Genomic DNA, 10,708 nt, shown 5'->3' on the forward strand with positions numbered 1-10,708 from the left:
CCGAAGCCCGCGTCAACCGTCTGGCCAAGCTGGGTGTCGAAAAGCTCTACGAGGTCCCCTTTAACGCAGCCCTCGCCAGCCTGACCCCGCGCGAGTTCGCACAGACCATCATTGCCGATCAGCTCGGGCTCAGGCACGTGGTCGTCGGTGCCGATTTCTGCTTTGGCAAGGACCGCGCCGGAACGGTCGAAGACCTTAAAGCTTTTGGCGCTGAAATGGGGTTCGGCGTCACCATCGCACCCATTATCGCGATTGACACTGTCAATGTGTCTTCCACCGCCATCCGCCAAGCACTGACCGACGGAAAGCCGCGGGATGCCGCAGCAATGCTGGGCCATTGGCACAGGATCGAAGGAAAAGTGATCCGTGGCGATCAACGCGGGCGCGACCTTGGCTATCCAACTGCAAACATGTCTATCACCGGCCTGCACCCGCCCAAATTCGGTGTTTATGCGGTCAAGGTCGATGTGCTTGATGGCCCCTACAAGGGCACCTATAACGGCGCTGCATCCATCGGTGTGCGCCCGATGTTTGGCGAAAACGTTGCCAACTGCGAAACCTTCATCTTCGATTTCAAAGGCGACCTTTATGGGTCCACCCTGTCTGTCGCCTTGGTCGATTTCCTGCGCCCCGAGTTGAAATTCGACAGCCTCGACGCGCTGATTACACAGATGGACGCAGATTGCGCCACTGCACGAAAGATTCTCGCCGATGTCCACTGAGATCCCACGCAACGGGCTGACACCACGGTTTTGGGAAACCAAGCCGATGTCCAAGCTGAACCAGCAGGAATGGGAAGCGCTTTGCGATGGCTGCGGCAAATGCTGCTTGAACAAGCTGGAAGACGACGATGGGACAGTCGCTCTGACACGCATCGCCTGCCGCTTACTGGACAATGAAAGCTGTCTTTGCGGTAATTACGAAAACCGCCATAAATTCGTGCCTGAATGTATCGTGCTGACGCCCAAGACCATCGTTGACAACCTTTATTGGCTACCCATGACCTGCGGCTATCGTCTGGTTCATGAGGGGCGCCCGCTCTATAACTGGCATCCGCTGATCTCGGGTGATCCCGCTTCGGTCCACGAGGCAGGCGTATCTGTCCGTGGCATGACCATTCCTGAATTCGACGTCGATGAAGACGACTGGGACGACCACATTATCGAGGAACCACTTTAAATGTTTTTTGCTTCAGACAACGCAGGCCCCGCCCATCCAAAGGTGATGGAGGCGCTGGTCGCTGCCAACAACGGCTACGCCATGGGCTATGGCGCTGACCCGATCATGGACGAAGTCCGCGCACAAGTGCGCGACATATTTGAGGCACCAGAGGCCGCCGTTTATCTGATCATCAACGGGACTGCAGCTAACTCTGTCTTGCTGGCCTCGATGACGAAGCCGTGGGAAACCATCTTTTGTACCCAATGTGCGCATATTCACGAGGACGAGTGCAATGCACCCGAGTTCTATACACAGGCCAAGCTGACGCTTGTGCCCACGACCGATGGCAAGATGACATCGGACGACCTGCGCCAAACGATCCTTGGCGAGGAAAACCGCGGCGTCCACGGCCCCCAGCGCGGCCCGCTGTCGATCACTCAGGTGACAGAGAAGGGAACGGTCTACACGCTGGATGAAATCCGTGCACTGGCATCCACTGCGCAGGACTTCGGGATGCAAACCCACCTTGACGGCGCGCGCTTTGCCAATGCGCTTGTGGCACTTGACTGTTCGCCCGCGGAAATGACGTGGAAAGCCGGCATCGACACGGTGAGCTTTGGCGGCACCAAGAACGGCGCGCTAGGGGTAGAGGCCTGCGTGATATTCAACCCCGAGATTGCGTGGGAGTTCGAGCTGCGGCGCAAGCGGGGTGGGCATCTTTTGTCCAAGCATCGTTATCTATCCGCGCAAATGCAGGCCTATCTTGCCGATGGGCTCTGGCTCGATATGGCCCGTTCAGCCAATGCACGTTGCGCCCAACTGGCCGAGGGGCTGCGAAAGCACGATGCGGTCAACATGCTGTTTGAACCGCAAGCCAACATGATCTTTTTCGAGATGCCCCGGCGCGCGCACAAACGGATGCTCGACGCTGGTGCAGTCTATTACGTCATGAACGGCGATCCGGAAACCGGCGACCCCGACACCCCCCTAGTCGGACGGCTGGTCTGCGACTGGTCCATGACCGAAGAGGGCGTCAGCCGGTTTGTTGATTTGCTGAACGGATAATCGCAGCAGCACTTTCTGCCGCCTAAAGCTTGCCCGAGAGATAAGCATCCAGATCATCAATGCGGTCCTCGCCCCAGAACCGCTGATCGGTGTCGGTGATGAAAAACGGCGCGCCAAAAGCCCCCGCATGAACCGCATCTTCCAGGTTTTTGCCAAAGGTGTCCGCGCTGGTCAGCATGTCCCTGTCTGCCAAGGCCGGGTCAAACCCACATTTCTCAAGACAATCACGCACCACATCGTCCTGACTGATATCCCGCTCCTCGGCCCAACAAGCTGCGCCAAAGGCAGTAACCAGTTCCGCGACATCGGCCCCGGTGTTTTGTGCGCCAATGATGGCATAGGCCGAAGGTGCGCCATTGGTTGGCCAGAACATCGGTTTGGGGTTAAGCGGCATGCCCAAAAGCTTCGCCCGACGTGCCATATCCTGCAGTCGGTATTCCTGCCGGTTCGGATGGCGATCCTTGGGCGGCACACCGCCGGTACGGGCAAACAGCGCCATGATATCAAGCGGCTTGTAGGTGATCGTGGCCCCATGTTTTTTGGCGACTTCTGCCGGACGTGTGCCACTCAAATAGGTAAACGGAGACAGCGTGGCGAAGTAATAGTCGATATGGGGCATTTTGCGGCTCCTTAAGCTGCGGAATTCTTTGCGAGACGGTAAGCTTGTGCTAACCGGTGTCAACGCCACGAATCTGTTACATGTGCGTCGCAACCCTTTCTGCCAAAGGACCATCCCCATGCCCACCATGATCGAGCCCAAGCTGATTTCCGGCAATGCCAATCAGCCACTCGCTACCGCAATCGCACGTCGTATGTCGATGCACCGTGGAATGGAGGTAGGTCTGTGTGATGCACGGGTCGAACGTTTCAACGATGGCGAGATTTTTGTCGAAGTATTCGAGAATGTGCGTGGCGAGGATATGTTCATCGTCCAGCCCACATCGAACCCTGCCAACGACAACCTAATGGAACTGCTGATCATCGCCGATGCGCTGCGCCGGTCTTCTGCGGCACGCATCACCGCCGTGATCCCTTATTTCGGTTACGCCCGACAGGATCGCCGATCCAAGGCGCGTACCCCGATCACGGCCAAGCTGGTGTCGAATATGATCGTAGAAGCCGGCATCGAACGCGTTTTGACCCTGGATTTGCATGCAACGCAAATTCAGGGTTTTTTCGATATTCCGGTCGATAACCTTTATGCTTCACCGATCTACGCCCTCGATGCGATGCATCACTTCCGTGGCAAGATCGACGAGGTCATGGTCGTATCCCCTGACGTCGGCGGCGTGGCCCGCGCACGTGATCTGGCGCAACGGATTGGCGCGCCCCTGTCCATCGTGGACAAACGGCGCGGCAAGCCGGGCGAAGTCGCCGAGATGACGGTGATCGGTGACGTGAAAGACAAGGTCTGTGTGATCGTGGACGATATCGTCGACACTGCCGGTACGCTTTGCAAGGCCGCCGAGGTGTTGATGGAAAATGGTGCGAAAGAAGTACACTCCTACATCACGCATGGTGTACTTTCTGGCCCCGCAGTTGATCGGGTGTCGAAATCCGTGATGAAGAGCCTTGTGATCACCGACACGATAGCAGCGACAGAGGCGGTCAAGGCCTGCAAGAACATCCGCATCGTACCGACAGCGCCAATGTTCGCACAGGCGATCCTGAACACGTGGAATGGCACGTCCGTCTCGTCACTCTTCGATCACAAGACACTGGGCCCGATCTACGAGGGGCTTTACGCCGCGGAATAAGCGCTAGTAAAGCTCCCATTCGTCATCATGGGATAGTGCGCCAAAGGATGTCCAAGTCACGCGCACACGTGCGACTTGGGTGTCAGACCATGTACGGAACACGATCGTAAATCCTGTTTCGCTGATATCTTCGGCCTGCACATCCGCGCGGCTGTTGGCATTGTTGGAAATGTCCCACATCGACATCGAGACCTGCACATGGGGCGGCTTTGTATAGGGCTGTGAAAAACGCACATCTGCCCGCGACTGGCGTGGCCCGTCACCGCGCCACATTTGTCCGCCATCCTCAAAATCAGAAAAGAGAACCACATCACCGTGGTCAATTCCCAATGTCCCGCTCGCAAACCGCTTCATCACCGTCCTAACGCTTCCTTAAACTGCAATAACTTTTGGTTAATGAATTACTGATAACTCAACCTTAACGGATTTGAAATGTTGCGTGAGGTACGGTCGTGAAACACCATTTGTTCCAGTTTTTCTGTGTGAGCCTAATGATTGTCGTGCTGTCCGCGTGCGGGGGCAGCACAATGAACCCGCCTGATGACGGTGGGGGAGGCAGCGACGAGGGAGTCAGTGGCGAAGACGGCGACGGAGCAGGAGATGGTAGCGGTACAGACCAACCTGCCGTCAGCCCGTTCACAGCCCCGACCGAGGCGCAGGCGCTTTATTTCGTGGTTGAAATGCCCGATGAATTTGCGGCCGTTCGGGCAAATTACAATACGGGCGGATTTACATTGCTGGCCGATCTGCCCGGTTCCGGCTTTGTCTCTTACGACGGTTTCATGGAGATCAATATCGCAAGCACACCGGTCGCCGCCGTGCGCAGCACAGCGTCGCTGACCGTGGATATGCAGTCCGGCACGATGAGCGGAGGCGCGAATGCGTTTATGGGCTGGGTTTATAATGCCGAGACTGACAGCACTGAACTGGCACTCTATGAAGGGGATATCGCCTTTTCCGGTGGCAGCCTCACGTCAGGTACCTTGGGCGACACTCGTTTATCTGTGCAGGTTGATGGTGCGCTGGACAACGGCTTGCAGGGCATCACTTTGACCGGGACACTGGATGGCCGGATATATGGCGCGGATGGCGACGGGATTTATGCAGGTGGCAGCTATTACGGTATCGGGCGTGATATCACGCTCACGGCAGATGAAGTTGATGTATATGGCGATGCAAACATTTGGGCCCTGAAGCGGTAAGCTTCCAAAAGAAAAGGCCAAGCAAACGCGGGGCCTTTTCTTTGTTTGTTTTCTAAACCTTAGTTTTTGGCGGTCAGGCCGATATGACCACCGATCGCGACCATGTCCGACAACAGCTTGGCTGCGTCATCAACAGGACCGGGTTCGTTCTTGAAAGTTTCCTGCGCACGACCGTAAGCCGCTTTTGCGTCCTCGACCATCTGGTCATAGACCTCTTGCGTGACCTCTGCCTGCGGCAATGCCTGCTCGGCCAGAACGGACACACCAGCCGCTGTGATCTCGGCAAAGCCGCCGAACACAACATAGGCATCAGACCCACCACTGTGCACCACAGTCAGCACACCAGGGCGCAGCGTTGTGATGGTCGGCGCATGGCCAGCCATCGCTGTCATGTCGCCTTCTGCGCTCGGGATCTGGACTTCGGTCGCCTCGACCGACGCCAACCGGCGTTCGGGCGAGACCAGATCGAAATGTAGGTTTGCCATCTTGGCTCCTTACGCCGCGTCTGCGGCCATTTTTTCGGCTTTGGCTTTCACGTCTTCGATGCCGCCAACCATGTAGAAGGCACCCTCTGGGAAGTGATCGTATTCGCCTGCGACAACAGCCTTGAACGACGCGATCGTGTCTTCCAGTGGGACCTGAACACCAGGCGAACCGGTGAACACCTGTGCCACGTCAAACGGCTGCGACAGGAAGCGTTCGATCTTGCGGGCACGGGCAACGGTCACTTTGTCTTCTTCCGACAGTTCGTCCATCCCCAGAATGGCGATGATGTCCTGCAAGGATTTGTAACGCTGCAACATCTGCTGCACGTCAGCGGCAACTGCATAGTGCTCTTCACCCACAATGGCGGGATCAAGCAGGCGCGATGTGGAATCGAGCGGGTCAACCGCAGGATAGATCCCTTTTTCAGAAATCGCACGGTTCAGAACGGTTGTCGCATCAAGGTGCGCAAACGATGTCGCCGGTGCAGGGTCGGTCAGGTCATCCGCAGGCACGTAGATTGCCTGAACGGAGGTGATCGAACCGCTCTTTGTGGATGTGATACGTTCCTGCATCTGGCCCATGTCGGTGGCCAGCGTTGGCTGATAACCCACAGCGGACGGGATACGACCCAAGAGAGCGGACACCTCGGAACCGGCTTGCGTAAAGCGGAAGATGTTGTCGACAAAGAACAGCACGTCGGTACCGGACTGGTCGCGGAACGATTCCGCCATTGTCAGACCGGACAGGGCCACGCGCATACGCGCACCCGGAGGCTCGTTCATCTGACCATACACCAAGGCCACTTTGGACTTGGTAAGATCTTCGGCATTGATAACACCGGACTCGATGAATTCGTAGTAAAGGTCGTTTCCTTCACGTGTACGCTCGCCCACGCCTGCGAAAACAGAGTAGCCCGAGTGCACTTTGGCGATGTTGTTGATCAACTCTTGGATAAGAACCGTCTTGCCAACACCGGCACCACCGAAGAGGCCGATCTTACCACCCTTCGCATAAGGGGCCAGAAGGTCGATCACCTTGATGCCTGTCACCAGAACTTCGGAGGCAGTGGACTGTGCTTCAAATGGCGGTGCATCTGCGTGGATCGAGCGCCGCTCTTTCTCGCCAATCGGACCTTTTTCGTCAACGGGGTCGCCGACGACGTTCATAATGCGGCCCAATGTGGCATCGCCCACGGGAACCGTGATGGTGTTGTCCTGGTCAACCACTTCCTGACCGCGAACAAGACCCTCGGTGGAGTCCATCGCGATGGCGCGGACAGTATTTTCACCAAGGTGCTGCGCCACTTCCAAAACCAGCGGCTTGCCGTTGTTGTCTGTGATCAGCGCATTCAGAATCTCGGGCAGGTGGTCACCGAACTGCACGTCGACGACAGCGCCGATGATCTGCGTGATCTTGCCTTTTGCATTTGCCATTTTCGTCTTCTCCGGGTCTAGAGCGCTTCCGCGCCCGAAATAATTTCAATCAGCTCGTTGGTGATCACAGCCTGACGCGAGCGGTTGTATTGGATTGTCAGCTTGTCGATCATTTCGCCAGCGTTGCGTGTCGCGTTGTCCATAGCAGACATACGTGCACCCTGCTCGGACGCTGCGTTTTCCAGCAAGGCGCTGAAGATTGCAGTGGCCACTCCACGCGGCAGCAGGTCAGCAAGGATTTCTTCCTCGCTGGGCTCGTAGTCATAAAGCGTGACGTCCGCATTTTCTGCCTGCTCGAACTTGGCAGGAATGATCTGCTGTGCCGTCGGATGCTGCGTTACGACGTTCTCGAAGCGTGCGAAGAAAATCGTGGCAACGTCGAACTCTTCTGCATCAAAGCGGCCAAGGACATCCTTGGCGATGCCTCGCGCGTCGGCGTAGCTCACCCGCTTTACGTCTGTCATGTCAACGTGACCGACAAAATGATCGCTCAGTTCGCGCTTCATCGCATCGCGGCCCTTCTTGCCAACCGTGAGAATCTTAACGGTCTTGCCTTCGGCAAGCAGCCTTCGTGCGTGCGTCTTGGCCAGCTTGGCGATGTTGCCGTTAAAGCCACCGCACAGCCCGCGTTCCGCGGTCATGACGATCAACAACTGCACCTGATCGCTGCCCGTACCGGACAGCAGCTTTGGTGCCGAATCTGATCCGCCAACCGATGCAGCAAGCCCGGCCATCACGGCGTTGAACCGTTCGGTATAGGGGCGCGATGCCTCGGCTGCATCTTGGGCGCGGCGCAGTTTTGCGGCCGCGACCATCTGCATGGCCTTCGTGATCTTGCGTGTCGATTTGACCGACGCGATCCGATTTTTCAGGTCCTTAAGGTTAGCCAAAGCAAAACCTCCTTTGTCTCAAAGATTAAGCGAAGTCTTTTGCGAAAGCGTCAATCGCCGCTTTGATTTTCTCTTCGGCTTCACCTTTGATTTTCGGGTCTTCCTTGGTGATCATATCGAGCACGTCGGATGCGTTTGTGCGGAGGTGCTTGAGCAGACCCGCTTCGAAACGACCAACTTGCTTGACGTCGATCTTGTCGAGGTAACCCTTGGTGCCTGCATAGATAACGCAGACGATCTCGGCATTGGTCAGCGGCGAATACTGTGGCTGCTTCATCAACTCGGTCAAACGCGCACCACGGTTCAAAAGCTGCTGTGTCGCGGCGTCCAGATCAGAACCGAACTGCGCAAAAGCCGCCATCTCGCGGTATTGTGCAAGCTCGAGCTTCACCGGACCGGCCACCGATTTCATCGCGTTGGTCTGCGCGGATGAACCCACACGAGACACCGAAAGACCGGTGTTCACGGCTGGACGGATACCTTGGTAGAAGAGTTCGGTTTCAAGGAAGATCTGACCGTCGGTGATCGAAATCACGTTGGTTGGAATAAACGCGGATACGTCACCACCTTGGGTTTCAATGATCGGCAGCGCGGTCAAGGAACCGGCGCCGTTGTCTTCGTTCAGTTTGGCCGAACGCTCCAGCAGGCGGGAGTGAAGGTAGAAAACGTCACCTGGATAAGCCTCACGCCCTGGTGGGCGGCGCAGGAGAAGTGACATCTGGCGATAAGACACAGCCTGCTTGGACAGGTCATCATAGATGATCAGCGCGTGGCGGCCGTTGTCGCGGAAGTGCTCTGCCATCGCGGTTGCAGCGTAAGGTGCAAGGAACTGCATTGGCGCAGGGTCGGATGCGGTTGCAGCCACGACGATGGAATATTCAATCGCGCCGCTTTCTTCCAGCTTCTTCACCAACTGCGCAACGGTCGAACGCTTCTGACCGATCGCAACGTACACGCAGTACAGCTTGTCGTACTCTTTTTCAGCGGCGTCGTTGTAGGATTTCTGGTTCAGGATCGTGTCGAGCGCCACGGCCGTCTTACCCGTCTGGCGGTCGCCGATGATCAATTCGCGCTGGCCACGGCCAATCGGGATCATCGCGTCAACGGATTTCAGACCAGTCGCCATCGGCTCGTGAACCGACTTGCGCGGGATGATGCCCGGTGCCTTGGAGTCGGCAACTGCGCGCTTTTTTGCGTTGATCGGGCCTTTGCCGTCCAGCGGATTACCCAGACCATCAACAACGCGGCCCAACAGTTCGTCACCCACAGGCACATCCACGATGGATTTGGTGCGCTTGACGATGTCGCCTTCCTTGATGTCACGGTCGGAACCGAAGATAACAACGCCCACGTTGTCGGATTCAAGGTTCAGGGCCATTCCGCGGATACCACCGGGGAATTCAACCATTTCACCGGCTTGTACGTTATCGAGCCCGTAAACACGGGCGATACCGTCGCCCACGCTCAACACGCGGCCAATCTCGGCCACTTCGGCTTCTTGACCGAAGTTCTTGATCTGGTCCTTCAGGATCGCAGAAATTTCAGACGCTTGGATCGCCATTTATCCGACCTCTTTCATAGTGTTCTGGAGTGCGTTGAGCTTGGAAGCGATCGATGTATCGATCATCTTCGAGCCAACTTTGACAATAAGACCGCCAATGATGCTTTCATCGACGGTTTCTTTGATGGTGATGGATTTGCCCACTTCGGCCTTGAGTGTATTCGCCAGCTTGTCAGCCTGCGCCTTGGTCAGCTTCTTGGCGGTCGTGACTTCCGCAGTCACTTCGCCGCGGGCATCCGCAAGCATGTCCTGTAGAACGGCCAAAAGCTGAGGCAACACAAACAAACGGCGCTTGCTTGCCAGCAGCGCCAATACATTGCTTGTGGTGTCCGAGAGTTCCATTTTCTTGGCGACCGCAGTGATCGCGCCAGACTGCTCTTCACGGCTATAAAGCGGAGAGGTCAGCAAAGTACGCAGATCGGCGCTATCGGCCATCGCTGCTTCCAAAGCAGCAACATCTGATTCGAGTGCTTTGATCGCCTTGCCGTCTTTGGCGAGGTCGAACACAGCTGTTGCATAGCGCTTGGCGATGCCTGTCGAAATTCCAGCAGTTTCGGACACGAGGAACCTTCCGATATCTTGGGCCCGGACCCGCAACACCTGTATAATGGGGCGCGAGTGGGCAACTTCTTTGGCCCTCACGAAAACGAGAGAGCGGCAAAATCCTGCGCGATGTAGCAGAGGACCTATGGCGTCGCAAGCACCATGCGACAAGTATCCGCCGTGCTACGGTGCATATGTGTGCTGATAGCGCCCAAACAGCGGGTTAACGCTCGGGATTGATCATTTTTCATGCTCACAGCCAAAACAGGCAAAAGTGCGAAGCCGCTATGGCCCGCACTTTCATCAGCCTGTCGTGTTGCTCGGAACAGAGCGTTATAAGGGAATCGTTTGTGACCGATCAGACACCTGTGCCGGCCAGCGTCGTCCAATTGTCGCCTGTCAGGACCTGCAGCTCTGCATCATTCTTGACCCAAGCCATCCACCCCTCACGCGGCGCGACAAATAGCCACCCGCCGCCACGCCAAGTCGCAATAGTGCCGCCCTGACCAGACCAGTCACCGGTGGGCGCAGCACCAAGCGCCCACGCCTGCCCTTCGCTTGGCAGTGCTGGCGGGGCTGTCGCATCACTGCTTTCAAGCGTGAGCTGGAC

13 protein-coding genes are annotated in these 10,708 nt (G+C 56.8%); 5 read left to right on the forward strand and 8 right to left on the reverse strand.

From position 1 onward, the window contains the following. From ribF to R6T97_RS13620, 3 genes are all read left to right on the forward strand, one after another. Window positions 1-722, forward strand: a 722-nt coding sequence (gene ribF, locus R6T97_RS13610) for a riboflavin biosynthesis protein RibF (RefSeq protein WP_410349838.1), incomplete at its 5' end; no start/stop codon positions are given. After that, window positions 712-1,179: a YcgN family cysteine cluster protein gene (locus R6T97_RS13615; protein ID WP_410349839.1), complete on the forward strand. Its 468-nt coding sequence runs from the start codon at window positions 712-714 to the stop codon at window positions 1,177-1,179. The genes ribF and R6T97_RS13615, both read left to right, overlap by 11 nt. Continuing rightward, the gene (locus R6T97_RS13620; protein ID WP_410349840.1) at window positions 1,180-2,226 is read left to right on the forward strand and encodes a threonine aldolase family protein; all 1,047 of its coding nucleotides are present in this window, start codon (window positions 1,180-1,182) and stop codon (window positions 2,224-2,226) included. Window positions 2,227-2,248: 22 nt separating this feature from the next. Here the strand turns inward: R6T97_RS13620 and R6T97_RS13625 are convergent, their stop codons facing one another. Beyond that, a complete protein-coding gene (locus tag R6T97_RS13625) occupies window positions 2,249-2,845 on the reverse strand; it encodes a 2-hydroxychromene-2-carboxylate isomerase (RefSeq protein ID WP_410349841.1) in 597 nt (198 codons plus the stop codon). Window positions 2,846-2,963: 118 nt separating this feature from the next. On the opposite strand from R6T97_RS13625, the gene R6T97_RS13630 reads away from it, so the two are divergent. Next, on the forward strand, window positions 2,964-3,983 hold the full coding sequence (locus R6T97_RS13630) for a ribose-phosphate pyrophosphokinase (protein WP_410349842.1): 1,020 nt from the start codon (window positions 2,964-2,966) through the stop codon (window positions 3,981-3,983). A gap of 3 nt (window positions 3,984-3,986) precedes the next feature. Here R6T97_RS13630 and R6T97_RS13635 read toward each other — a convergent pair whose 3' ends face one another. Beyond that, window positions 3,987-4,337: an H-type lectin domain-containing protein gene (locus tag R6T97_RS13635; RefSeq protein ID WP_410349843.1), complete on the reverse strand. Its 351-nt coding sequence runs from the start codon at window positions 4,335-4,337 to the stop codon at window positions 3,987-3,989. A gap of 173 nt (window positions 4,338-4,510) precedes the next feature. Here R6T97_RS13635 and R6T97_RS13640 point away from each other — a divergent pair, with 173 nt between their 5' ends. After that, window positions 4,511-5,185 (forward strand): hypothetical protein, encoded by a 675-nt coding sequence (locus R6T97_RS13640; protein WP_410349844.1) that lies wholly within the window; start codon window positions 4,511-4,513, stop codon window positions 5,183-5,185. A gap of 59 nt (window positions 5,186-5,244) precedes the next feature. On the opposite strand, the gene R6T97_RS13645 is transcribed toward R6T97_RS13640, so the two are convergent. From R6T97_RS13645 to R6T97_RS13670, 6 genes are all read right to left on the reverse strand, one after another. Further along, window positions 5,245-5,670, reverse strand: a complete 426-nt coding sequence (locus tag R6T97_RS13645) for a F0F1 ATP synthase subunit epsilon (RefSeq protein ID WP_410349845.1) — start codon at window positions 5,668-5,670, stop codon at window positions 5,245-5,247. 9 nt (window positions 5,671-5,679) lie between these two features. Next, window positions 5,680-7,104 (reverse strand): F0F1 ATP synthase subunit beta, encoded by a 1,425-nt coding sequence (gene atpD, locus R6T97_RS13650; RefSeq protein WP_410349846.1) that lies wholly within the window; start codon window positions 7,102-7,104, stop codon window positions 5,680-5,682. A 17-nt stretch (window positions 7,105-7,121) separates the two neighbouring features. Continuing rightward, entirely contained in the window at window positions 7,122-7,994 is an 873-nt protein-coding gene (locus R6T97_RS13655; protein ID WP_410349847.1) for a F0F1 ATP synthase subunit gamma, read from the reverse strand. A 25-nt stretch (window positions 7,995-8,019) separates the two neighbouring features. After that, window positions 8,020-9,555, reverse strand: coding sequence for a F0F1 ATP synthase subunit alpha (gene atpA / locus R6T97_RS13660; RefSeq protein ID WP_410349848.1), 1,536 nt, complete (start codon window positions 9,553-9,555; stop codon window positions 8,020-8,022). Continuing rightward, window positions 9,556-10,116 carry a F0F1 ATP synthase subunit delta gene (locus R6T97_RS13665; protein WP_410349849.1) on the reverse strand — a complete coding sequence of 187 codons (561 nt, stop codon included), beginning with the start codon at window positions 10,114-10,116 and terminating at the stop codon, window positions 9,556-9,558. It lies immediately after the preceding gene. Between the two features lie 340 nt (window positions 10,117-10,456). Beyond that, a partial coding sequence (locus R6T97_RS13670; protein WP_410349850.1) for a DUF2793 domain-containing protein occupies window positions 10,457-10,708 on the reverse strand: 252 nt, incomplete at its 5' end.

Origin of the sequence: Yoonia sp. (assembly GCF_046498525.1) — a bacterium.
Classification (GTDB): domain Bacteria; phylum Pseudomonadota; class Alphaproteobacteria; order Rhodobacterales; family Rhodobacteraceae; genus Yoonia.

Coding starts and splice junctions, on each gene's coding strand:
- R6T97_RS13615 (WP_410349839.1), top strand. CDS start 712: ATGTCCACTGAGATCCCACGCAACGGGCTGACACCACGGTTTTGGGAA.
- R6T97_RS13620 (WP_410349840.1), top strand. CDS start 1,180: ATGTTTTTTGCTTCAGACAACGCAGGCCCCGCCCATCCAAAGGTGATG.
- R6T97_RS13625 (WP_410349841.1), bottom strand. CDS start 2,845: ATGCCCCATATCGACTATTACTTCGCCACGCTGTCTCCGTTTACCTAT.
- R6T97_RS13630 (WP_410349842.1), top strand. CDS start 2,964: ATGCCCACCATGATCGAGCCCAAGCTGATTTCCGGCAATGCCAATCAG.
- R6T97_RS13635 (WP_410349843.1), bottom strand. CDS start 4,337: ATGAAGCGGTTTGCGAGCGGGACATTGGGAATTGACCACGGTGATGTG.
- R6T97_RS13640 (WP_410349844.1), top strand. CDS start 4,511: ATGAACCCGCCTGATGACGGTGGGGGAGGCAGCGACGAGGGAGTCAGT.
- R6T97_RS13645 (WP_410349845.1), bottom strand. CDS start 5,670: ATGGCAAACCTACATTTCGATCTGGTCTCGCCCGAACGCCGGTTGGCG.
- atpD (WP_410349846.1), bottom strand. CDS start 7,104: ATGGCAAATGCAAAAGGCAAGATCACGCAGATCATCGGCGCTGTCGTC.
- atpA (WP_410349848.1), bottom strand. CDS start 9,555: ATGGCGATCCAAGCGTCTGAAATTTCTGCGATCCTGAAGGACCAGATC.